The organism is Enterobacter cloacae complex sp. SHL021 (assembly GCF_049237765.1).
Lineage (GTDB): Bacteria > Pseudomonadota > Gammaproteobacteria > Enterobacterales > Enterobacteriaceae > Enterobacter > Enterobacter cloacae.
In genome coordinates, this window is sequence record NZ_JBMKJG010000002.1 from 120,506 (window position 1) to 143,615 (window position 23,110).

The 23,110-nt window shown below is 59.4% G+C and carries 23 protein-coding genes; 17 read left to right on the forward strand and 6 right to left on the reverse strand.

The features are described from left to right. Positions 1-54: 54 nt before the first annotated feature. Genes ACOTZF_RS02680 through ACOTZF_RS02700 form a run of 5 tightly spaced genes read left to right on the forward strand, consistent with a single transcriptional unit; the run spans position 55 to position 7,266 of the window. Positions 55-741 (forward strand): hydrolase, encoded by a 687-nt coding sequence (locus tag ACOTZF_RS02680; RefSeq protein WP_013095411.1) that lies wholly within the window; start codon positions 55-57, stop codon positions 739-741. Positions 742-801: 60 nt separating this feature from the next. Continuing rightward, on the forward strand, positions 802-1,014 hold the full coding sequence (locus ACOTZF_RS02685) for a DUF1427 family protein (RefSeq protein WP_013095412.1): 213 nt from the start codon (positions 802-804) through the stop codon (positions 1,012-1,014). Continuing rightward, entirely contained in the window at positions 1,011-1,271 is a 261-nt protein-coding gene (locus tag ACOTZF_RS02690) for a XapX domain-containing protein (RefSeq protein ID WP_013095413.1), read from the forward strand. Before ACOTZF_RS02685 ends, ACOTZF_RS02690 begins: the two co-directional genes overlap by 4 nt. Before the next feature lie 22 nt (positions 1,272-1,293). Continuing rightward, complete coding sequence (locus ACOTZF_RS02695) at positions 1,294-1,674, forward strand: response regulator transcription factor (RefSeq protein WP_013095414.1); 381 nt, start codon at positions 1,294-1,296, stop codon at positions 1,672-1,674. A gap of 9 nt (positions 1,675-1,683) precedes the next feature. Then, positions 1,684-7,266, forward strand: a complete 5,583-nt coding sequence (locus ACOTZF_RS02700) for a trifunctional serine/threonine-protein kinase/ATP-binding protein/sensor histidine kinase (protein WP_348563252.1) — start codon at positions 1,684-1,686, stop codon at positions 7,264-7,266. A gap of 3 nt (positions 7,267-7,269) precedes the next feature. Here ACOTZF_RS02700 and ACOTZF_RS02705 read toward each other — a convergent pair whose 3' ends face one another. Both ACOTZF_RS02705 and ACOTZF_RS02710 read right to left on the reverse strand, forming a co-directional pair. Beyond that, a complete protein-coding gene (locus ACOTZF_RS02705) occupies positions 7,270-7,887 on the reverse strand; it encodes a response regulator transcription factor (RefSeq protein ID WP_023620669.1) in 618 nt (205 codons plus the stop codon). 179 nt (positions 7,888-8,066) lie between these two features. Beyond that, positions 8,067-8,453: a VOC family protein gene (locus ACOTZF_RS02710; protein WP_029882203.1), complete on the reverse strand. Its 387-nt coding sequence runs from the start codon at positions 8,451-8,453 to the stop codon at positions 8,067-8,069. Positions 8,454-8,534: 81 nt separating this feature from the next. Here ACOTZF_RS02710 and ACOTZF_RS02715 point away from each other — a divergent pair, with 81 nt between their 5' ends. The 3 genes from ACOTZF_RS02715 to ACOTZF_RS02725 all read left to right on the forward strand — a co-directional run bounded on the left by ACOTZF_RS02715 (position 8,535) and on the right by ACOTZF_RS02725 (position 11,223). Beyond that, a complete protein-coding gene (locus tag ACOTZF_RS02715) occupies positions 8,535-9,305 on the forward strand; it encodes a DeoR/GlpR family DNA-binding transcription regulator (protein ID WP_038981735.1) in 771 nt (256 codons plus the stop codon). Positions 9,306-9,368: 63 nt separating this feature from the next. After that, the gene (locus ACOTZF_RS02720) at positions 9,369-9,965 is read left to right on the forward strand and encodes an ATP-dependent Clp protease proteolytic subunit (RefSeq protein ID WP_013095419.1); all 597 of its coding nucleotides are present in this window, start codon (positions 9,369-9,371) and stop codon (positions 9,963-9,965) included. Positions 9,966-10,101: 136 nt separating this feature from the next. Next, on the forward strand, positions 10,102-11,223 hold the full coding sequence (locus ACOTZF_RS02725) for a cupin domain-containing protein (protein WP_129252082.1): 1,122 nt from the start codon (positions 10,102-10,104) through the stop codon (positions 11,221-11,223). 96 nt (positions 11,224-11,319) lie between these two features. Here ACOTZF_RS02725 and ACOTZF_RS02730 read toward each other — a convergent pair whose 3' ends face one another. Next, on the reverse strand, positions 11,320-12,735 hold the full coding sequence (locus ACOTZF_RS02730; RefSeq protein WP_129252080.1) for a PLP-dependent aminotransferase family protein: 1,416 nt from the start codon (positions 12,733-12,735) through the stop codon (positions 11,320-11,322). Between the two features lie 176 nt (positions 12,736-12,911). Between ACOTZF_RS02730 and ACOTZF_RS02735 the strand changes: the two genes are divergently transcribed. Next, positions 12,912-13,073: a DUF1127 domain-containing protein gene (locus ACOTZF_RS02735; protein WP_020687816.1), complete on the forward strand. Its 162-nt coding sequence runs from the start codon at positions 12,912-12,914 to the stop codon at positions 13,071-13,073. Positions 13,074-13,159: 86 nt separating this feature from the next. On the opposite strand, the gene ACOTZF_RS02740 is transcribed toward ACOTZF_RS02735, so the two are convergent. Further along, complete coding sequence (locus ACOTZF_RS02740; RefSeq protein WP_129318204.1) at positions 13,160-14,548, reverse strand: PLP-dependent aminotransferase family protein; 1,389 nt, start codon at positions 14,546-14,548, stop codon at positions 13,160-13,162. A 102-nt stretch (positions 14,549-14,650) separates the two neighbouring features. Here ACOTZF_RS02740 and ACOTZF_RS02745 point away from each other — a divergent pair, with 102 nt between their 5' ends. Beyond that, a complete protein-coding gene (locus tag ACOTZF_RS02745) occupies positions 14,651-15,130 on the forward strand; it encodes a carboxymuconolactone decarboxylase family protein (RefSeq protein ID WP_129318203.1) in 480 nt (159 codons plus the stop codon). Here the strand turns inward: ACOTZF_RS02745 and ACOTZF_RS02750 are convergent. After that, complete coding sequence (locus ACOTZF_RS02750; protein ID WP_023620661.1) at positions 15,117-16,019, reverse strand: LysR family transcriptional regulator; 903 nt, start codon at positions 16,017-16,019, stop codon at positions 15,117-15,119. The genes ACOTZF_RS02745 and ACOTZF_RS02750 overlap by 14 nt on opposite strands. Before the next feature lie 100 nt (positions 16,020-16,119). Here ACOTZF_RS02750 and ACOTZF_RS02755 point away from each other — a divergent pair, with 100 nt between their 5' ends. The 7 genes from ACOTZF_RS02755 (at position 16,120) to ACOTZF_RS02785 (ending at position 21,814) form a co-directional block, all read left to right on the forward strand. Continuing rightward, positions 16,120-17,535 (forward strand): aldehyde dehydrogenase family protein, encoded by a 1,416-nt coding sequence (locus tag ACOTZF_RS02755; RefSeq protein ID WP_058678941.1) that lies wholly within the window; start codon positions 16,120-16,122, stop codon positions 17,533-17,535. Positions 17,536-17,629: 94 nt separating this feature from the next. After that, the gene (locus ACOTZF_RS02760) at positions 17,630-17,953 is read left to right on the forward strand and encodes an antibiotic biosynthesis monooxygenase family protein (RefSeq protein WP_061772024.1); all 324 of its coding nucleotides are present in this window, start codon (positions 17,630-17,632) and stop codon (positions 17,951-17,953) included. After that, positions 17,946-18,344, forward strand: a complete 399-nt coding sequence (locus ACOTZF_RS02765; RefSeq protein WP_058678940.1) for a hypothetical protein — start codon at positions 17,946-17,948, stop codon at positions 18,342-18,344. Before ACOTZF_RS02760 ends, ACOTZF_RS02765 begins: the two co-directional genes overlap by 8 nt. Further along, a complete protein-coding gene (locus ACOTZF_RS02770) occupies positions 18,316-19,011 on the forward strand; it encodes an ArsR/SmtB family transcription factor (protein ID WP_038418621.1) in 696 nt (231 codons plus the stop codon). The genes ACOTZF_RS02765 and ACOTZF_RS02770 overlap by 29 nt, the downstream gene beginning before the upstream one ends. Positions 19,012-19,213: 202 nt before the next feature. After that, complete coding sequence (locus ACOTZF_RS02775) at positions 19,214-19,684, forward strand: MarR family winged helix-turn-helix transcriptional regulator (protein ID WP_013095432.1); 471 nt, start codon at positions 19,214-19,216, stop codon at positions 19,682-19,684. Continuing rightward, complete coding sequence (locus tag ACOTZF_RS02780) at positions 19,681-20,748, forward strand: HlyD family secretion protein (protein ID WP_095440265.1); 1,068 nt, start codon at positions 19,681-19,683, stop codon at positions 20,746-20,748. The genes ACOTZF_RS02775 and ACOTZF_RS02780 overlap by 4 nt, the downstream gene beginning before the upstream one ends. Further along, positions 20,738-21,814 carry a DUF2955 domain-containing protein gene (locus ACOTZF_RS02785; protein ID WP_013095434.1) on the forward strand — a complete coding sequence of 359 codons (1,077 nt, stop codon included), beginning with the start codon at positions 20,738-20,740 and terminating at the stop codon, positions 21,812-21,814. The genes ACOTZF_RS02780 and ACOTZF_RS02785 overlap by 11 nt, the downstream gene beginning before the upstream one ends. Here ACOTZF_RS02785 and ACOTZF_RS02790 read toward each other — a convergent pair. Next, complete coding sequence (locus tag ACOTZF_RS02790; protein ID WP_129252076.1) at positions 21,784-23,082, reverse strand: DUF445 domain-containing protein; 1,299 nt, start codon at positions 23,080-23,082, stop codon at positions 21,784-21,786. The two genes, ACOTZF_RS02785 and ACOTZF_RS02790, sit on opposite strands and share 31 nt — an antisense overlap. Positions 23,083-23,110 lie beyond the last annotated feature (28 nt).

A 23,110-nucleotide genomic window follows, 5' to 3' on the forward strand; every position in this document is an offset into this window, starting at 1 on the left:
ACTTTATCGGCGTGGCACTCACGGCGATTTCACCCTTAACCACTGGAAAATGCTATGACCTCTTCAAAGCTCGAAGTATTAACCCCTGCGAACTGTCAGATTATTTTCATCGACCACCAGCCACAGATGGCGTTTGGCGTGCAGTCTATTGACCGCCAGGTGCTGAAAAACAACACCGTGGCGCTGGCGAAAGCGGCCAAAGTGTTCAACATCCCGACCATCATCACCACCGTAGAGACTGAAAGCTTCTCCGGTAACACCTACCCGGAGCTGCTGGACGTGTTCCCGGGCCAGGACATTCTGGAGCGTACCTCCATGAACTCCTGGGATGACCAGAAGGTGCGCGACGCGCTGAAAGCCAACGGCAAGAAGAAGGTGGTGGTTGCCGGTCTGTGGACCGAAGTGTGTAACAACAGCTTTGCCCTGTGCGCAATGCTGGAAGGCGACTACGAAATTTATATGGTGGCGGACGCGTCTGGCGGTACCACCAAAGAAGCCCACGACTTTGCCATGCAGCGCATGATCCAGGCGGGCGTGATCCCGGTGACCTGGCAGCAGGTGATGCTGGAGTGGCAGCGCGACTGGGCGCGTAAAGAGACCTACACCGCGGTGATGGATATCGTGCGCGAGCACTCCGGCGCGTACGGCATGGGCGTGGATTACGCTTACACCATGGTGCACAAAGCGCCGTCTCGTCAGAAGAGCGAGCACCGTACCTTAGCGCCGGTCCCGGCCCGCTAAGTCCCGGCGGCAGGCTGGTCCCTCATCCGGCCTGCCACTGACTGCTTTCTGGAGTTCTCTATGAGTACAGGGTTGATATCCCTTGCGGCAGGCGTGTTGATCGGCCTGATGTATGCCGCGCTGAAGGTACGCTCCCCCGCGCCGCCCGCGCTGGCGCTGATTGGCCTGCTGGGGATGCTGGCCGGGGAGCAGGCGACGCGCCATCTGTTAGCCCGCGACAGCGTGGTGAGCGTTCCGGCAGTGGTTCACCATCCGGCAGGAGAGTCATCATGAAGGCCTGGATAATTTCGCTGGTGTGCGGCGTGCTGGCTGGGGTAATTTACGCTCTGCTCAACGTCCACTCTCCGGCACCGCCGGTTGTCGCCCTGCTTGGCCTGTTTGGTATGCTGGTGGGCGAACAGCTGATCCCGGTGGGACGTCGCATACTGAATCGCGAACCGCTGACTCTGGCCTGGTTTCGTCACGAGTGTGTGCCGAAAATCAGCGGCACGGCGCCTCCCGCGCCCGTGAAGGAAAACCGCGACGTTTAATGATTTTTTGAGGAATAAAAGCATGACGCTGCCGTGGCGCATTGCCATCATTGATGACGAACGTTCTGTCCGCAGCGGGCTGAGTAACCTCCTGGAGTCGGAAGGGTATGCGACCGACACGTTTGATTCGGCAGAGGTGTTTCTGAGCCACCCGTTCGCCCTGTCCGGCGCGGCGCTGGTGATCACCGATATCAAGCTGCGGGGCATGAACGGCCTGGAGCTGTTTGAAAAGCTGCGGCTGCTGGCTGCCCCGCCTCCCCCCGTACTCTTTATCTCCGGTCATGCTGATGAAAATATGCAGCGGTACGCTCTTGATTTGGGCGCCGCTGCATTTTTGCGTAAGCCTATTAACATCGATATTCTGCTGGATCATATTCAGCGGGAGCTGGCCCGCCGACAATAAGGATCGCGGATGAACGAAAACGAGCTGCCTGCATTCTGGCCCGCCCAGGGAAATCTCCATGATGGGCGGGTTTTTGTCCTTAAAGAGGATGTCATTTTTACCGTGCTGGCGCAGGAGGGCGGGATCTCCTGGATGAATGCCCGACATCCTCATTCTGGCGGCTCCTTTATCATTGCCACCGCGGTCAGCGACGAAGAAGAAGAGCGGGCCACCCGGCTGCTCAAAAATGAGTTTGCGTTGCGCGATCACCTGCAGGACAGCTGGGCCATTCGCGCCGTGGCCTCCACCCAGTACCGGGGGCGTTTTGCACTGGTGTACGCGCCATTTTCGTTTGAGCTGCTGGCGCGACGCGCGGGCAGGGCGATCTCGGGGATCGCCCGGTTTATCGAGCTGGCGATCCAGATCTGCACGCCGCTGCGTCAGATGCACCTGCAAAACCTGATCCACGGTGATATCAAGCCCGGCAATATCTTTGTTCATCACGATTCAACCTGCCGTCTGGGCAGCTTTGGCCTCTCATGCAGTATCTCCGGGGCCTTTTCCCAGACCCGGCTGGCCGTCTCTGGCGGTACGCCCGCCTATATGTCCCCGGAGCACACCACCCGCACACAGCGGGCCGTCGATTGCCGCAGCGATCTATACAGCCTGGGCATTGTGCTTTATGAGCTCCTGACCGGACGCCTGCCGTTTGAGCTGGGCGAGAACGAGCAGACCAACTGGGCGCATTACCACATTGCCTCTGAGCCGCTCTCTCCCGCCGTGTTGCGCCCGGATGTGCCCGACATGCTGTCGACCATCATTCTCAAGCTGCTGGAGAAGCAACCCGATAACCGCTACCAGACCGTCGACGGGCTGATTGCCGATCTTCGACGCTGTCAGGCGACGTTAACCTCCGAAGGCGAGATCGTCGCCTTTACGCCCGGCCAGCAGGACCGGACGCCGGCGATCCATCTGGCGGACTCCCTGTTTGCGGCGCATCCGCAGGCAAACGACGTCATCGCCGCGTTTGAGCGGGTGGGGCAAAACATTGTGCCGGAGCTGGTGACGATCGGCGGGCCGTCGGGGATCGGTAAATCCTCGATTATCGCCACGGCGCTAAAAACGTTGCAGCAGCGCAGGGTGCTGCTGGCGGTGGGCAAGGTCGATCAGTTTTCGCCGACGTTACCCTACGGCGTATTAAGCTCGGCGTTTCGCACCCTGACGCTGCACCTGCTCGGGCTGCCTGCGGAAGAGGTGGCGAAGTGGAAAATCCGCCTCTCGCGCGCCCTGGAAGGATATGAAGAGCTGGCCGTCAGCCTGGTGCCCGAGCTGGGGTTGTTGCTGGAGAGTAAACCTCGCTTCTCGGCAGATACATTTTCCATTGATGCCCGGGCCCGCTTCAGCCATATGGTGCTGGCGCTGGTTAAAACCTTTGCCACTCAGGGCTGCCCGCTGGTGCTGGTGCTTGACGATCTTCAGTGGAGCGACGCCGCCAGCCTGCACACGCTGAAACATCTGCTGGTGGCCTGCGGCGCTATCCCGCTGCTGCTGGTGGTGGCCCACCGCGATATCGGTTCGTTGTCCGAACCGACACTGCAACAGCAGCTGGCGAGCCTGCCGGAGGCGGCGCAAAACGCGACTGAAATTGTCCCGCAGGCGCTGTCCGTGAAGGCGGTGGCGCGCTGGCTGGCGACGATATTTCGTACCCGCAGCGCGGCGACGTCCGACCTCGCCACGCTGATCCACGAGAAAACCGGGGGCAACCCGCTCTTTGTGCATGAGTTTTTCCGCCGCATTGTTGATGACGGGCTGGTGGTGCATAACAAGTATCAGGACAAATGGCAGTACGATCTGCAGGCGATTCGCGCCCGGCATTACACCGAAAACGTCGTCACCCTGGTGCTGGAAAAGCTCGAAGAGATGCCCGACGAGACGCGTCGTCTGCTGGGCAGCATTGCCTGTCTTGGCGGCACGGGCGAGCTGGAGATGCTGTGCCGCGTGGTCGGGATGTCGGTGGCGGAAATCCGTTATGCGCTGCACCCGGCGGTGATGGCGCAACTGATTGTGCTGACGGAAAAAGCGTATGCCTTTACCCACGACAGGGTGCAGGAGGCTGCCTTCGCGCTGCTGGATCAGCGTGAGAGGAGCCACCTGCACCTGACCACCGCCAGCCTGCTGGCCGAGGCCGCGCGTCAGGCGGCGGGGAACGAACTGCTGTTCCGCGCCGTGCACCACGTGACGGCCGCGCTGGACAGCATTCAGCCTGCGCCGCAGCGCCAGATGTTCCGCGAGCTCAGCCTGCTGGCCGCACGGCGGGCGAAGCGCACCGGCGATTATCATTCGGCCCTGAGCTACATTCAGACCGCCAGAGCGCTGGGCAATGCCGGGGCGGTGTCTGACTTTATGCTCGACATCGAAGAGGCGGGCTGTGAATTTGCGCTCGGCCACCTGGAGCGAACCCGCGAGCTGTGTGATGCGATCCTCGGCTGCCCCGGCGGGCTGACTGAAAAAGCGCTGGCGGCTAACCTGCTGGTGGAAGTCTACATTCGCCAGTCGGACAGCCGTCTGGCGCTGGAGGCGGCGTTGTGCTGGCTGGGGATTTTTGGTATCCAGATCAGCCACTACCCGGAAGACGTCGAGTGCGACGAAGCCTGGAAACACTTCTGCAACCGCGTGGGTGACGCGCCGCAACAGCATTTTGTCCAGCTCTCGCAAATGGACAACCCGCAAACCGAAGCGGTGATGAACCTGCTGTATAGCGCCAGCATTTGCGCCAGCTTTATCTGTCCGCGCCTGCACTTTTTGCTGCTCTGTCGCATGATGCACCTGACCCTCGACCACGGTATCACCGGCGCCTCCACCACGGCGATGGCCTGGTTTGGCGTATTGATTGGTCAACGCTACGCCGAGTATCGCCTTGGTTTCCAGTACGGCACGCTGGCCCGCGAGCTGGTAAACCGTCACGGCTACGATGCCTTTGAAGCCAAAACCCTGCTGCCGCTCGATCAGCTCAGCGTCTGGACCCAGCCGCTGTCGTTCACCATCGAGTGCGCCAAGGCCTGCTTTACCGCCGCCGTCACTCACGGTGATATGACGGTGGCCTGCTTTGCGGCCTGCCATCAGGTGATCAACTTCCTCTCGCGGGGCGATCATCTGGACGGGGTGCTGACCAGCATCGATCGCGGTCTGGCCTTTGTCCGTAAAACCCACTTCCAGGACATCGAAACGATTTTGATGCTCCAGCGCGGCTACGTTGAGTTTCTGCGTACGCCGGTCATCGGCACCTGGAGCGCCGCGCAGGTGCTGCCTGAAGCGATGCTGCCAGCGGCGCCTGAGCAGGCCCCGGAGCAGACCTCGACCATGCTGTTCTGGTACTGGCTGTACCGTGGGATGGCGCACTTTACCTGCGGGGAGTATGCCGCCGCGCAGGCGGAGCTGGAGCAGGCGGGCTGGTTCGCGTGGTCTGCGCCAGGCCACATTCACCTGCTGGATTACCATCTCTACAGCGCCCTGTCGCTTTCCAGACAGCTGACGCCGGAGACCTTCTCGGCGAATCACCGTCGCAGCATTCACGCCCACTACGACAAAATAGCCCTCTGGGCGCGGATTAATCCGGGCACGTTTGCCGACAAAGAGGCGCTGATTTACGCCGAAATCGTGCGTCTGGACGGGATGAACAGCATTGCGCTTGAGCAGTATGAGAAAGCGGTGCGCCTCTCGCGGGAGGGTGGTTTTAATCCGCTGAACGCGCTGGCCCACGAGCTGGCAGGGCGCTTTGCCCTTGCCTGCGGCTACCCGACCGCATCTGACGCCCACTTCCGCGGGGCGATCGCCGCCTGGGGCCGCGCCGGTGCACAGGCAAAAGTGCGCCAGCTTGAGCAGGATTTTCCGCATCTTCTGAGCTCCGCCCAGGCCAGCGCTTACGACACGGTGGCTTTCGCGCAGAATGAAGTGATTCGCGATCTGCAAAGCGTGATCAAGGCGTCACGCGCGCTGTCTGAAGAAATTAACCTTGAGCGGTTGATCGAAAACCTGATGACGCTCCTGCTTGAACGGGCCGGGGCGCAGCGCGGTCTGCTGCTGCGCGTAAGCGACAACCATATCCCGGAGATCGAGGCCAGCGCGTGGACCAGTACCGACGGCGTGCGGGTGCGGATCCTGAAAGAGGTCCCGATGGCGACCGATATGCCGCTGTCGGTGCTGGCGGCGGTGATCCGCACCGGGCAGGAGATCCGCACCGGCAAGCCGGAAGAGTTCCACCCCTTTAGCCAGGATCCTTATCTCGTGACCTCGGGGGCGGCCGTGATGTGCGTCCCAATGTTCAAACAGGCGCGGCTGGTGGGCGTGCTCTACCTGGAAAATCGCCTGATGCCGGAGGTCTTTACCGCCGAGCACTCCCGCGTGGTGAGCCTGCTGGGGGCGCAGGCGGCGGTTTCGCTGGAGACGGCGCGCCTGTATGCCGAGCTGCTGGCGGAAAACATCCAGCGTCGTCGCGTGGAGAAAGAGCTGCGATCCAGCCAAACCTCGCTGATGCTGGGCGAGCAGATCAGCCACACCGGCAGCTGGCGCTGGGAGCTGGAGCAGGATCTGATGTTTATCTCCGAAGAGTACGCCCGCATCCTCGGCCTGCCTGAACAGCAAAAGAAGATCTCCATGGCGGAGTTTTTGACCTTTGTGCATCAGGACGATTACGCCCGGATCAGTACCATCGTCACCCAAAGCGTACGCGAAGGGCTCTCCATGCGGGCGGAGTTCCGCATTAACCGTACCGATGGCTCAACCCGCTATATTCTCGGGATTGGCGATCCGGTGGGCGTGGGCAGCGAGGTGAACGAGTATTACGGCATCATCACCGACATTACCAGCCAGCGGGCGGCGGAAGATGCGATGCGGGTGGCGCAGGCAGATCTGGCGCGCGTTTCCCGGGCGACCACCGTCGGGCAATTGACCTCTTCCATTGCCCATGAGATCAACCAGCCGCTGATGTCGATCGTCTCCAACGCCGGGGCGAGCCTGCGCTGGCTCAACCGGGAGCCAGCCCGGCTGGATAAAGTGCGTGAAGGGCTGGAGGAGATCGCCGCTGAAGGGGCGCGGGCGGGGGAGATCATCCGCAGCATTCAGTCCCTGACGCGCAAGCAGGATCCGACCTTCTCACGCATCGATCTGCACTACCTGGTCCACCATATCATCGCGCTGTCGCGCAGCGAGCTTGAGCAGCGACACATTAGCGTCGATTACCTTTTGCAGGCACAGGATAGCTTTATCACTGGCGACAGCGTGCAGATCCAGCAGGTGCTGCTCAACCTGGTGATGAACGCGGTAGAGGCGATGGCCGAGGTGAAAGATCGCTCTTGCACCATCACCATCAGCACCAGCAATGCAGAAGGGAGAGTGCTGGTGGAGATAGCCGATACCGGCAGCGGCATAGAGCCTGAGCGGCTGGAGAAGATTTTTGACTCGTTCTATTCCACCAAAGCGCAGGGCATGGGGATGGGGCTGACCATCAGCGCCAGCATCATTGAGCGGCACTGCGGAAAACTGAGCGCGCGCCGCCGGGAGCCGCACGGCACCGTCTTTGCCTTTACGCTGCCGCTTGCGGCACAGGAAGGGTAACGGCTATTCCGTTGGCAGACTTTTGCTCAGGCGTTCCACGACCCTGACCAGCTCTGCCACGGAGCGCACCTGCATCTTCTCCATCACGCGGCGGCGATGGACTTTCACCGTGATTTCGCTCACCCCAAGCTCGGCGGCGATCTGCTTGTTCAGCAGGCCGCTTATCGCCAGCTGGAGCACTTCATGTTCGCGCGGGGTAAGAGACATATGGCGCTGCTTCAGGGCGTAATGCTCTTTGTTACGCACGGCGTTGTTTTCCGCCAGCCGGAGCGCGGATTCAATGGCGTCGATAAGCGCGGCGGATTCAACCGGTTTGGTCAGAAACTCGTAGGCCCCGCCTTTGATGGCGCGAACCGACATCGGGATGGTGCCGTGGCCGGTGAGGAAAATAATCGGGATCTCACGCCCGCTGTCCCTGAGGGCATCAGCCACCTCAAAACCGGAGATGGTGGGCATTTGCATATCGAGGATCACGCACGAAGGCAGATCCTCGAAGCGGTGCTGAAGAAATGCTTCTGCCGATGAAAAGCCGATAGCGTTCAGGTCTGCCGATTCCAGTAGCCCGGTCACGGACTGCCTGACGGCGTCATCGTCATCAACCACATACACAATGTGTTCCATTCACCGCCCCGGTGCTGATTTAAATGTCGAGGATGCAAACCGTCCCTTTGGTTACGTAAGAGACTGTTTATGCTGACTTTCATCTTAACACATTAAATATCATTATCATTTAACAATATGATAACCATATGAAGTATAGCGAGCCGGAACAGGGGCGGTGAAGGAACGAAACGCTGTTTTTATGCACCGACAAGCTCAATGCGATTGCCGTCCGGGTCCGCGATTACCGCTTCATAGAAGCCGTCCCCGGTCATACGCGGGGCGCTAAGCAGCGTGCCGTTTGCCCTGGCCTGTGCCGCCATGCTGTCCACCTGTGCTTTTCCGCCGACGTTGATGGCGATATGCGCCCAGCCGATAAATTCCGGGTGGGCAGGCGCGTCGGGCAGGTCCGGAATGGTCATCAGCTCAATCGTCGGCCCCTCGTCCAGGGTAATAAAATGGGACTCAAAACCCGGACGATTTTTACTGACGTAGCGTGCGTTGCTGCGGCCATTAAACACCGTTTCCCAGAACTGAACCTGGGCGTTAAGGCTGCGGGTCCAGAGTGCGACATGTGCAATATTCATTGTAACCCTCGTTGTTTGTGTTGCGCGGTTATGCAACATTATGCGCATTGATACTCGATTAGAATTATTAAAGGACTTTCAATGCTCGATTATGCAGCTTTTCCTGAACAGCGACAAGCGCGGATCCGCCAGATCCTTCAGAAGAGCGGAAGGGTGGTCTGTACCGAGCTGGCGAGCCAGATGAACGTATCCGAGCACACGATTCGCCGTGATTTACATGAACTTAGCAAAGAGGGGTATTGCAAAAAGGTCTACGGCGGCGCGGTGCTTCAGCTTCCGGATGCGGGTAATTTTTTAAGCCGCGAGCAGAAAATAAGTGCAGAAAAGCACACAATCGCGCAGAAAGCAGCAACGCTGGTTCAGGCGGGCGGGTGCATTTTTATCGACGCGGGGACAACAAACCTGGCGCTGGCGAAAGCCCTCCCGGCGGATCTCAACGTCACGGTGGTGACCAACTCCCCGGCCATCGCCACGGAACTGCTGCGCCATCCCCTGTGCGAGGTGATCATCACCGGCGGGCAGATCCAGCGGGCATCCGGCGGGTCGGTGGGCGCCACGGCCGCGGGTCAGATCCAGGGCATTATCTTCGATCAGGCCTTTATTGGCGGCTGCGCGATGGATCCACAGATGGGACTCACCGGCTTTGACTTTGCCGACTGCGAATTCAAAAAGGCGGTTATCGCCCAGAGCAACCAGACCATCGTGGCCCTGACGGCAGACAAACTTCCCGGCGTGGCACGCTTTGTGGTGTCGACGTGCCAGGACATTGATGTGCTGGTGGTAGAAGAGGCGCTGGAACAGGGCGTTGTCGACGCGTTTGCGGCCCAGGACATTCGCATTGTGTGCGCCTGAGGACTTTCACGGGTAAAACAGGCTACACTCTGGTTTTAAGCGCTAAATGCTGAGGACATAACAATGCACTACACACTGAAAGACGGCGATAAGGATAAAGCGGAAGGGACACAGAGCGCACTGCAGCAGAAGCTGCTGGAATCCCGCTCGATTGTTATCTCCGGTGAAATCAACCAGGCGCTGGCAGAGAAAGTCATCACCCAGCTGATCCTGCTGCAAAGCGTGAGCAACGATCCGATCAAACTGTACATCAACAGCCAGGGCGGTCACGTGGAAGCCGGTGATACCATTCACGACTTCATCAAGTTCATCCGCCCGGACGTGCACGTGATCGGTACCGGCTGGGTGGCGAGCGCCGGGATCACCATCTTCCTGGCGGCGAAAAAAGAGCATCGCTACTCGCTGCCAAACACCCGCTTTATGATCCACCAGCCGCTGGGCGGCGTGCGCGGTCAGGCGACGGATATTGAGATTGAAGCGCGCGAGATCATCCGCATGCTGGACCGGGTGAACAAACTGATCGCTGATGCCACCGGCCAGCCGCTGGAAAAAGTGAAAAAAGACACCGACCGCAACTTCTGGATGTCTCCGGCCGAAGCGCTGGATTACGGCATTGTGGGTAAACTGATTACCCATTATGACGATCTGAAGCTGGATTAAGTTTTTAACGCCGTGTACGTGTCGGGTGGCGGCTACGCCTTACCCGACCTACGCGTGCTGGTTTGACCCATGACAAGTTCCCCCTCTGCCTTCTTGCCTATAATCGCGCCTGTTTCCCCTCTCACTGGTGCTATCCATGGCGTATCAACTGAACCTGAACTGGCCGGAATTTTTTGAGAAATACTGGCAAAAAAAACCCGTTGTGCTGAAAAATGCCTTCCCGAATTTTGTCGACCCGATTACCCCGGACGAGCTGGCAGGCCTGGCGATGGAGCCGGAGGTCGATAGCCGTCTGGTGAGCCATTTCAACGGCAAATGGCAGGCCAGCAATGGTCCGTTTGAGCACTTTGACGGCCTGGGCGAAACCGGCTGGTCGCTGCTGGCGCAGGCGGTGAACCACTGGCACATGCCGGCGGCGGAGCTGGTGCGCCCGTTCCGCGTGCTGCCGGACTGGCGTCTGGATGATCTCATGATCTCCTTCTCCGTGCCGGGCGGCGGCGTGGGCCCGCATATCGATCAGTACGATGTGTTCATCATTCAGGGGATGGGCAGCCGTCGCTGGCGCGTGGGTGACAAGCTGCCGATGCGTCAGTTCTGCCCACATCCGGCGCTGCTGCACGTGGATCCGTTTGAACCTATCATCGACGAAGATCTGGCGCCGGGCGATATTCTCTACATTCCACCAGGATTCCCGCACGACGGCTTCACCCATGAAACCGCGCTGAACTACTCTGTGGGTTTCCGGGGGCCAAACGGCCGCGATCTGATCAGCAGCTTTGCCGATTACGCGCTGGAAAACGATCTGGGCGGAGAGCATTACAGCGATCCGGATCTGACCTGTCGCGAACACCCTGGGCGCATTGAGCAGTACGAGCTCGATCGCATTCGCCAGATGATGATCGACATGATCGGTAAGCCGGATGATTTCACAAAATGGTTCGGTAGCTTTGTCTCCACGCCGCGTCACGAGCTGGATATCGCCGCCGCCGAGCCGCCGTATGCGCCCGAGGAGGTGCTGGACGCGCTGCAGGGCGGCGAGAGATTGTCTCGCCTGAGCGGCCTGCGCGTGCTGAATATCAACGGCAGTTTCTTCATCAACAGCGAACAGCTCGAGACGGTAGACGCGAAGGCGGCTGACGCGCTGTGCCGCTACACTGAGCTGGGCCAGGCCGAACTGGGCGATGCGCTGAACAACCCGGCGTTTGTCGAGGAGCTCACCGGACTAATTAACCAGGGGTACTGGTATTTCGACGAGTAGTGCGGCCTGTTGCCCGGTGGCGCTGCGCTTACCGGGCCTACAACGGCAAGAGCGTAGGCCGGGTAAGGCGAAGCCGCCACCCGGCAAAAAACCGCACTATTCCTCCATCGCAATCACAATCGCTTCACCCATCTTCTTCAATGCCTCGCGATGCTTATCCGTCGGCGGTAATGCCACGTTAATCCGCAGGCAGTTGCGGTACTTCCCGGAGGCGGAAAACAGCGACCCGGCCGCCGCCTGGATCTTCAACCGGCACAGCTGCTTGCTGACGCACACCATGTCGACCTTCTCCGGTAGCTCCACCCACAGCAAAAAACTGCCCTGCGGGCGCGTCACGCATATGTCTGCCGGAAAATATTGCCGTACCCAGCAGGTATAAGTTTCCATATTCTGCTGATAAATCTGGCGCATACGGCGCACGTGGCGATGATAATGGCCGTCGCGGATAAACGCCGCCACCGCCATCTGCGTGCCCGGCACGTTAAACCCGCCCGCGGCGTATTTCATGTGCATCACCCGGTCGTAGTAGCGTCCCGGCACAATCCAGCCGACGCGTAACCCTGGCGCCACGGTTTTGGTAAACGAGCTGCAGAGGATCACGCGGCCATCAATATCCATGGAGTGAATGGTTCGCGGGCGCGGGTATTCCGCCGCCAGCTCGCCGTAGATATCATCCTCGACGATCACGATATCGTGCCGCTGGGCCAGGGCCAGCACCTGCTTCTTACGCGACTCCGGCATGATAAACCCAAGCGGATTATTGCAGTTGGGCACCAGGATGACCGCTTTGATGGGCCACTGCTCCAGCGCCAGCTCTAATGCCTCAATGCTGATCCCGGTTTGCGAATCGGTCGGAATTTCTATCGCCTTGATGTCAAACCCGCGCAGCATCTGCATGGTGCCGTGGAACGACGGCGACTCGACCGCCACAATGTCTCCTGGTTTACAGACTGACAGCAGGGCGATGGAGAGCGCGCCGTGGCAGCCGTTGGTGATAACAATCTCGTTCGCCGCCACGGTGGAGCCCCCGTCGAGCATCAGCCGGGCGATCTGCTCGCGCAGCTCAAGGCGCCCGTCGAGTACGTCATAGCTCAGCATTTCGGCGGGGTTGTGCTGTGCGATGCGGCTCATCTCACGCCACAAGGGCTTCAGGCTCGGCTGGTTAACGTCTGGCGAACCGCCGCCAAAGGAGATCATCTCTTTGTCGGCGCGGGCATCCAGCAGCATCATCACCTCATCCCACTGGGTGACGTCCACCGGGCGCTGCACCGGGCGCGTCATGGCCGGCACCGGCGGCAGGGCCTTGCGCTTAGACACAAAATAGCCGGAACGCGGCTGGGGAGTGATGAGCTGCAGGTTTTCGAGGATCTGATAGGCCTGCTGTATGGTGCTGATGCTCACGCCGTGCTCCTGGCTCAGCGCGCGTACCGACGGCAGACGTTCACCGCTGCGATACAGCCCTTGTTCAATGCGTTCTGCCAGTAGATTGGCCAGATGTTGGTAGCGCGTCATGCTGTATCCTTTGTTGTCACCATACAGATTACAAAACCAGTACAGATTGCCGCAAAAAACGGCATGCAGATACCGTTTTAGCGGATCTGTATGTTAAACAAAAGTTGTTTTTGAGTCTGTATTGCTAAAGCCGTTTTCCACGATCATAGCCCCACTGACACGGTGAGGAGAGCATCATGGAATTCTACGAAAATCGTTCAAAACGTCCGTTTATCGCGTTTGTGTGGGTAGCGAAAACGCTGCGTAACTGGTATCGCGTCAACCGTACCCGCCGCATTCTGAGCCAGATGAGCGACGAGCAGCTCAAGGACGTTGGGTTGTCGCGGTATGATGTGTGAGACACGTCGCCGCCGGGTGGCGGCTGCGCCTTACCCGGCCTACTCGATCCCGTAGGCCCGGTAAGCGTAGCGCCACCGGGCGATGTTTAGCTCAACAGCGCAAGCGTCTGCCGCTTCGGTCTTTCCAGCAAATCCACCGCCTCCTGATATGACCGCACGTTGTTATAGCCCATCACCAGCCCGTAACGTTTGCCCGACCCGCGATACCACTCTGAAAGGGCATTCACCTGCAGCTGCTGCGCTTGCCAGCAGCACGCCACCTCCCGATCGTTGCTGCCTTTCGCCAGAAACGCCACGATATGCATTCCGCCGTCGTTTTGCTCGGTGAAAAACAGATCGCCATATACCTCACGCAGGGCGGCAATCATCCACTCCCGGCGGGTCTGGTACAGCGCGCGCATCTTCTTGAGATGACGGAAAAAATGGCCCTCGTTGAGAAAGGTGGTGAGGATTTTTTGCGTCAATACCGGCTGGCCGCTGGCGACGATGTCCACACAGTCGGTAAATGCCTCAACCGTGCTGGCGGGCATCACGATGTAGCCCATGCGTAAGGAGGGCATAATGGTTTTACTGAAAGTGCCCATAAAGATCACCCGATCATGGCGATCGAGGCTTTTCAGCGACGGCAGCACCTTGCGGGTATAGTGAAATTCTCCGTCGTAATCATCTTCAATAATCCACGCCCCGTTCTGGCTCGCCCAGTCGAGAAGCTGCTGTTTACGCGGCAGAGAGAGCGTTACCGCCAGGGGGCTCTGGTGAGAGGGCGTCACGATAGCAAAACGGGCGTCGCGGTGATGGTGCAACAGATACTCCGTGTCGATGCCGCAGCGATCGATCGGCACGGTGTGCAGACGTGGCACAATCCGCTTAAGCAACTGCTGGCCCATGAAATAGCCCGGATCTTCAAACACCACTTTGTCGCTGCGGCTAGCGAGCGTATCGAGGATCAGGCGCAGGCTGCCGCTGTAGCCGCTGGTGATCAGCACCTGTTCGGCGGTACACGAGAGCCCGCGGGAGATATTCAGATAGCGGGCGATGGCCTGGCGCAGGGGATACCAGCCCAGCACCGGCGGGTTGAGCATCTCTTCCGGGCGCATGGAGCGCGTCGCCTGGCCTGCCAGCAGTAACCATTTTTTATAGGGGAAGCTGTCGAGGGAGGGAATGCCGGGGCGCAGAAAACCCGCTCGTTCACGCTGGCTGATAAGCGATGCCGGGAGTGTACCGGTGGTGTGATCCGCTGGAGCTGGCGTCGCGGGCAGCAAGAGATCGGGATTGACCCGCGTGCCGCGCGCGCCCTGGCTCACCAGGTACCCTTCGCCGATTAAAATGGCATACGCCGTTTCGACGGTTTTGCGCGCCACCTTGAGCTCTTCGGCCAGTACGCGAATGGCGGGCACCTTATCGCCAGGCTTCAGCACACCGCGCGTAATGTTGTCGCGATAGCGGGTGTAAATGTCGTGATAGCCCGGCTTCATGTCCTACCTCATTTTATGGTTTTTGTATCTTTTTACTATGTCATGACCCGCGTAAATTGTCCTCATCGCATGACACATACCGTGTAAATAAGAGGAAAGACAATGAGCACTCGCGTAAACCACCATAAAGTCACTCCAGCCCTTGCCAACGCGCTGTCCGCCCTGAGCATGGAAGTGGCGAAAACCTCCATCGACCCGGCGCTGAAGCACCTGATCGACATTCGCGTTTCCCAGCTGAACGGCTGTACCTTCTGTCTGGATATGCACTCCAAAGAGGCCAAAATTGCCGGGGAGCGCGAACTGCGCCTTTACCACCTGGCGGTCTGGCGCGAATCTCCGCTGTTCAGCGCTCGCGAGAAAGCGGCGCTGGCCTTCGCCGAAGCGTTGACCCAGATTGGCGTTCACGGGGTGAGCGACGCGTTGTACCGCAGCGTGGCGGAACACTTTTCTGACGTGGAAATTTCAGAGCTGAACTTCGCCATCGTGGCGATCAACGCCTGGAACCGTTTAGGCATTACCTCGCGCATGGCCCCCGGCTCGCTGGACGCAGCTTACGGGCTGAACAAGGCTAACCTGGAATAATCCCGCGCTCGCGGATCATCGCCACCAGCGCCCGCAACCCCGGCGGGACGTGGCGATGGCCTGGATAGTAAAGACGCAGCCCGGCAAACGGCTGCGTCCAGTCGTTTAACACGCTCACCAGTTCCCCGCTTTTCAGCTCGTCACGGATATAGAGTTCCGGTAAAAAGCCAATCCCCAGCCCTGCTTTGACCGCGCGGATCGAGGCAAAAAGATCGGATGTCGCAAAACGCGGCGGCACGGCCAGCGCATACTGGACTCCCCGACGGGCCAGCTCCCAGCGGTAGATCCCACCGTGGGCCATGCGCATCCCGATCCCCTGATGCAACAGCAGATCCTCCGGCGTTTGCGGGATACCGTGGCGGGCAAAATAGTCCGGTGTGGCGGTCACGAGCTGGCGGATCTCTCCGGTCAGCGGTACGGCGATCATATCCTGCGGCACCGCCTCTTCAAGGCGGATCCCGGCGTCGTAGCCTTCAGCGACGATATCGATCATCCGCGCCTCGCTCACCGTTTCAACACGCATTTTCGGGTAGCGGATCATAAAGTCGATCAGCAGCTGGTCCAGAAACAGGGAGCCAATATTGTTCGGCACGTTCAGGCGCAGGGTGCCTGCGGGTTCACCGGTGTCGCTGTGGATCTCTTCCCCGGCCTGACGAATTTCCTGCAGCGCCGGACCGATGCGCGCCACATAACGCTGCCCGGCGTCGGTGAGCGCCACGCTGCGGGTAGTGCGGTTAAAAAGACGCGTCTCGAGGCGGCTCTCCAGCCCGGCGATGGCGTTACTCACCGCCGTGGCGGACATACCCAGCTCCTGGGCGGCACCGCGAAAGCTGCCGCGTCGTACCACCGCCATCACCACTTCCAGCTCTGTCAAACCTGAACGATGCATAGATTATCCTGAAAATCGAAACAACCCTTGCAGCATAGCGTGGATTATCGCAACGGAGTAGTCGTGCCAGACTGTGTCCACACAGCCTGAGGAGGTTTATATGCACCACATCGAACAGATTTTTATCAACGGCGAATTTTTTACCCCGCATGGCACCGAGCGTTTTGATTTATACAACCCAGCGACGGCACAGGTCATAGGGCAGGTGCGTCTGGCAGATGAGGTCGACGCTGAACGCGCCATTGCGGCCGCCAAAGCGGCGTTTCCGGCGTGGTCGCAAACCACAAAACAGGAACGGATTGCTGCGTTAACACGTATGCATGCCGCTGTTGCCGCCCGTCATGATCAGCTGCTGGAGGCGATAATCGAAGAGTACGGCGCACCGGCTGCGCGCTCGGCGTGGATGGCCAGTTATCCGGCCGATGTCATAGCCCAGGCGATTGAGGCCCTGGAGGCGTTTGAATTTTCATTTTCAGCGGGGGCGGCATCGGTGCAGATGACGCCGCTAGGCGTAGCGGGTCTGATCACGCCGTGGAACAGCGATGCGGGGTTTATCTGCGGCAAACTGGCGGCGGCGCTCGCGGCGGGCTGCACGGCGGTGATCAAACCCAGCGAAATGAGCGCCCTGCAAACGCAGATCATCACCGAGGCGCTGCGTGATGCCGCATTGCCAGCGGGCGTGTTTAATATCATCACCGGGCGCGGCGAGACGGTGGGGGAGACTATTAGCCGCCACCCGGACGTGGCGAAAATCTCGTTTACGGGGTCGACGAATACCGGCAAAGCGATCCTGCGTAACGCGGCGGAGGGTTTTAAGCGCGTCACGCTGGAGTTAGGCGGTAAATCGCCGACGATTTTGCTGGATGATGTCGATCTTGCACGGGCGATCCCGCTGGTGATTCAGGCCGGGTTTATGAACAGCGGGCAGGCGTGCGTGGCCGGCACACGTATTCTGGTGCCGCAGTCGCGCAAGGCCGAGATGGAAACCGCCCTGGCGCAGGCGGTGGCGGCGGTGAAATCCGGCGACCCGCGCGAAAGCGCGACAGAGATTGGCCCAATGGTCAGCGAAAAGCAGTGGCTGCGGGTGCAGGGGTATATTCGCAAAGGGCTCGACGAAGGCGCGCGACTGCTGGCGGGCGGCGAAGGGCGACCGGACGGGACGCGGGACGGCTGGTTTGTGCGCCCGACGCTGTTTACTGATGTGAACAACCAGATGACCATCGCGCGTGAGGAAATTTTTGGCCCGGTGCTGTGCATTATTCCTTATCAGGACGAGGCGGAGGCTGTCGCGATTGCCAACGATACCGAGTACGGCCTGAGCGCGATGGTGCTGGGGCGTGACACCGGGCGTGCGCGTCGCGTGGCGCAGCAGATTGTTTCCGGGCGCGTGCTGGTAAACACCCTCGCGCATGAGCCAAAAGCCCCGTTTGGCGGGTTTAAACACTCCGGCGTGGGACGCGAGATGGGCGAATGGGGAATTGGGGCGTTTATGGAGCCGAAGTCGATTGTGGGTTAAACCCTGCCCGGTGGCGCTACGCTTCGCTCCATACCGAAGCATCCTTGTCATCTGTCCTGCATTCTCTTCACACCATCACAACGGAGAGACCTTCATGATCGCAGTCATTTTCGAAGCCAAAGCCGCGCCGGCGCATCAGGCGCGCTACCTGCAGCTCGCGGCCGAACTTAAACCCCTGCTGGCGGATATTGACGGTTTTATCGATATCGAACGTTTCCAGAGCCTGACCACCGGCGGCAAAATTCTCTCGCTCTCCTGGTGGCGGGACGAAGAGGCTATCCGCAACTGGAAGCAGAACGTTTTTCATCAGGCCGCGCAGGCCGAGGGGCGGGAGTCGATTTTTACGTACTACCGCATTCGGGTGGCACAGCTGGTGCGGGAATACAGCGCCGAAAACGGAGGGCACGCGGATGTATGATGTTCATGTGATTTTTAACGATATGCCGGGTGAACTGGCACGCTTTGGTCAGCTGTTGGGCAGTAAGGGGATTGGGCTGGAAGGCGGTGGCGTATTCGGCGTTGAGGCGCATTTTCTGGTGGAAGACGGCGAAAAAGCCCGCCATGTTCTGCTTGAGGCCGGATTTAACCTGAAAGCGGTTCGTCAGCCCATCATCAGAAAACTGCGGCAGGAACGCCCCGGCGAACTGGGGGAGATAGCTGCTGCACTGGCGGCTCGCGGGGTGTCTATTCTTACCCAGTACAGCGACCACGCGAATCACCTCATTCTGCTGACGGATAATGATAAGCTGGCCGCAGCAATCACCGAACCCTGGGCAACCTATGTTAAAGACGAGCTTACCGCCAGATAACAGCGCAGCGCTGGAGCAGGCCATTGCCGCAGTAGCAGCCGCAATGGCCGATCCGTCGCGCGTGAAAATGCTTTGTGCGCTGATGGACGGGCGGGCGTGGACGGCCACCGAGCTGAGTGCGGCGGCGGATGTGGCGCCGTCTACCGCCAGCGGGCACCTTGCGCGGCTGCTGGACGGAAAGCTCATTACCTGCCTGTCGCAGGGGCGCCATCGCTATTATCGCCTGGCAGGGCATGACGTAGCGGAGCTGGTGGAGCAGATGATGGGGCTGTCGTGGCACCGCATTTCTCCGCCGGAAACCAGCGCGCCAAAAGCCCTGCGTGAAGCCCGCACCTGCTACGACCATCTGGCGGGCGCGGTGGCGGTGCAGATCTACGATTTCATGCAGGCCGAAAGTTGGCTGGAGCCAGACGGTTCGGCACTGACCCTGTATGGCCGGGAGCAGTTTCTGAAACTCGGTATCCCGTTAAGCACTCATCCCCGGCGAAAGGCCTGTTGCGCCTGTCTGGACTGGAGCGAGCGGCGGTTTCATCTGGGCGGTGAAGCCGGTGCGGCGTTGCTCATGCATCTGGAAAGCAAGGGCTGGATCCAGCGGGTAGCGGGGTATCGGGAAGTGGTGCTTACGGCTTCGGGGAAGGGCGCCATTACCCGACATTTTAGCCGCTAAACTCCGCTGCGGGCTGTACCCTCACCCCAACCCTCTCCCTTAAGGGAGAGGGGGTCCTCCGTGCAGGCATTATTGTATGGGGAACCCTCAGCCCGCCGGGAGAGGGAGATATCCTTTCGCAATTCCTGCTCTTTCGCCTCGCGTTTCTTGATACTTACCCTGATAACTATTATCTTGACGACGTGTTTCGAGAGGTCCCCCCATGAGTGAAGAACAACTGTTTTGCCGCAGGCCGATGGGCATGCGGATGGCGATGATTGTGCGCCAGTGGCGCGCCGTTATTGACGACGCCATTCTCGATACCGGGTTAACCCAGTCGAGCTGGACGGTAATGATGCAGCTTCATCAACTGGGGGATAACGTCTCGGTGAGTGAGCTGGCGGAGGTGCAGGGCATTGAACTGCCGCCGCTGATGCGCACCCTGACACAGCTGGAAAAGCAGGGATACCTGCTGCGCACTGTATCGCCTTATGACAAGCGCATCCGGCTTCTGACGCTGACGCCTGAGGGAAAAGCCATCCTAAAAAGGCTCACCCAGGTGATTGAGACGTACCAGACACGCGTATCGCAAAACATCGCGCCTGAGCATATCGAAATTTTCAGCGCCACCTTGAATCAAATCGCCTGCAATTTGCGGACAATCCGCGAAGAAGATAACAAGACCGAAAAATAATGACTCCTGAACAAAAGTTTGCCCGCTGGGTAAGGGTGAGTATTGCCTCTTTCCTGCTGATGTTTGTCTACTTTGTCGTCGCCGATATCTGGATCCCGCTGACGCCGGACTCCACCGTCATGCGCGTGGTGACGCCGGTTTCTCCGCGCGTCTCCGGGTATGTGTCGGCCGTGCACGTACACAACAACAGCCAGGTGACGCGGGGCGACCTGCTGTTTGAGCTGGATGACACGCCGTTTCGCAATAAAGTGGAAGCGGCGCAAATCGCGCTTGAGCAGGCACGCCTGTCCAATGAACAGCTGGACGCGCAGATCGCCGCCGCCCAAGCCAGCCTGAAAACCGCCGTGCTGACCGCGCGTAACGACAAAGTGACCTTTGACCGCTACCAGAAGCTGAGCACGTTACAGAACGTCTCGCAGGCGGATCTGGATAAGGTCCGTACCACCTGGCAGAGCAGCGAGCAGTCCGTGAGCTCGATTCAGGCGAACATCCATAACCTGCGCATCCAGCGCGGCGAGCGGGAAGAGCACCGCAACGTGACGCTGCAAAAATACCGTAACGCGCTGGATGAGGCGGAGCTGAACCTCGGCTGGACGAAAGTTTACGCCCAGGCGGATGGTACGGTCAGCAACCTGCAGTTGAGCCCCGGGTTTTATGCCTCGTCCGGCTCGGCGGCGCTGGCGCTGGTGAATAATCAGACCGATATTGTGGCCGATTTTCGTGAAAAGAGTCTGCGCCATACCCATCAGGGGACCGATGCCGCCGTGGTATTTGACGCCTTTCCGGGACAGGTTTTCCGCGCCCACGTGACCAGCAGCGATGCGGGGATCCTTGCCGGACAGGAGGCGGTGAGCGGCGAACTGTCCGCGCCGGAAACCTCCAACCGTTGGGTGCGCGACGCTCAGCGAATGCGCATTCACGTGGCGCTGGATGAGACGCTGCCGAAACCGCTCCCGACCGGCGCTCGTGCCACCGTGCAGCTCTACAACAGCGAAGGGCCGTTTGCGCGCTTCTTCTCCGGGATGCAAATCCACCTGGTGAGCCTGCTCCACTATGTCTATTAGCACGCTGGCGCGGGTCTTTACCCCGCACGGCAACATCGTCTATACGGCCAATGACTTTCGCCAGACCCTGCGCATCGTCTTTGCCGGGATGATCGCGCTGAGTATTTCAAGTTTCTATAACACCAGCTACGGCGTGTTTTATGTGGTCTACCCCATCATGCTGCTGTCGCTGGTGCCGGTCTTTAACCGCCATGTGGCGAAGCAGTTTATCTTCAGCGCATCGCTAAACTGCGTCGAAATGGTGATTATTATCGGCTATCTGTCCCAGTGGCCGGTGATCATGACGCTGGTGGTTTTTGCGCTGTATGTCATGCGTTTTCGCTTTATGAGTAAGGGGCCGCTGTTCCTGTTCGGGTCGATGGGCGTGGTGTGCCAGAGCGTGATGCTCAACTTTATGAGCTATCCCACCACCGACTGGCACACGCTGCTGTTTTCCAACATTGAAGCGAGTGTGATGGCGGTATGCCTGAGCGCGCTGATGAACTACCTCCTGCCGGACGTTGAGCCGCGCAAGCCGCCGCCGCTGATCGAGAAAGATGATGCCCGCGTGCGACACGAGTCTCTGCTCTCCGGCACCGTTGCGACGATGATTTTTGTCATCTTCCAGATAAGCGATTTGAGCGATTCGCTTTCGGCGCTGATGGCCGGTGTGTTGATTCTGTTCCCGATGCACTATCGCGGCGCGGTGATGAGCTCTATCTGGCGCGTGGCTGGCGTGGTGCTGGGCTGTCTCTATATTCTGGTGGTGCAGCTTATCCTCTACGATCACAGCAGCCACATGCTACTGATGATGCCGCTTATCGGCCTCGGGCTGGCGTTTGGTGCGCGTCTGCATGTGATGGAGAAGGTGGGAGCCGGCGTTGGGTTTGCCAGCATCACCACCATCGGGATTATGTTCGGTCAGAACATGCACCCGGACAGCGACCTGGTGTTCAGCGATCTCTACCGCATCACCTCGGTGACCTTTTCCCTGGTGGCGACGCTGACGATGGTGTTTCTGGTGCACTTGATCCTCAATCGCTTTGAGGCGACGCGCTACGTCATTGCACCACCCAAAACGGAGTAATGCGCAAGCACGGCGGGCAGTTGCGAGAGTAAAAACAGGATCAGGCCAATTGTCCCGCCCACCAGGGTGCCGTTGACGCGGATAAACTGCAGATCTTTGCCGATATTAAGCTCGATCTGGCGGGACATATCTTTGGCGTCCCAGCTTTTTACCGTGTCGCTGATATGACGGGTGAGAAACGCCGCGAAATCCGGTGCCACGCGGTGCGCCGCCTGCTCGAGGTGCTCATTGAGCGATGCCCGCAGGCTGTCGTCACCGAGCAGCGTTTCGCCAAACCACTGCCCGGCGTTGGCGATGCGCTGCTTCACGCGGGAATCCTCACGTTGCATATCCGCCTTCAGCCACTGGCGCAGGTCAGCCCACATCTCACCCAGATAGCGGTTAAACGCGTCGTCATTCTTCAGGTAATGCTTGATGTTCTCTGCCTTTGCGGCCATCTCCGGATCGTTTTTCAGGTTGTCGATAAGCTTCAGCGTGGCGCGGTCGAACGCCTGGCGGATCTGGTGGGTGCGGTCATGACTGACGTCGTCCAGCAGGGTATTCACCGCGTTTGACACCATCTCCGCGCTTTGATCGCCCAGCCACTCGGTGGGCAGCACCATCGCCTTGCGCGGATGCTCGGTCTTAAGCCAGTGGACGATCTGGTCTGAAATAAATTCCCGCGTGCTATCGCGTTGAATCAGGGTGATCAGGCGGTTGATGATGGCGTCCAGCAGTACCTGATGGCGGTTGTTTTTGGTCATGCTCTCCAGCATCACTGCGCTGGTTTCGGTGAAATCGACCTTGTCGATGGCCTTATGCACCGCGCGTTTGAGCAGGCGCTGAATACGCCCGTCATCGGTCAGCTCAAGAAAACCGCCCATCACCTGAATCAGATGCTGCCCGACACGCTGGGCATTGTCGGGCTTGCTAAACCAGGTGCCAATCATCTGCGCCGGCTCATAGCGGCGGATCAGCGCCACCAGCGACTGGGTGTCGAGAAACTTCTCCTGCACGAACTGGCCGAGATTATCGCCAATCCGGTCTTTATTGCGCGAGATAATCGCCGTATGGCGCGAGATAAACGGAATAGGCACCCGGCGAAACAGCGCGACGACCGCAAACCAGTCCGCCAGCGCGCCAACCATCGCCGCCTCGGCAATGGCCTTCACGCCGCGCACCCAGAAGGTTTGCGGCAGAAACAGGGTGGTGATAAACGCCGCGACGGCAATCAGCAGCAGCGACAGCGCCAGCAGCTTGGCGCGTTTGAGTTCAGCGATTTTTTCCATGGGTTAAGGATAGAGGGAGACGGGGGGA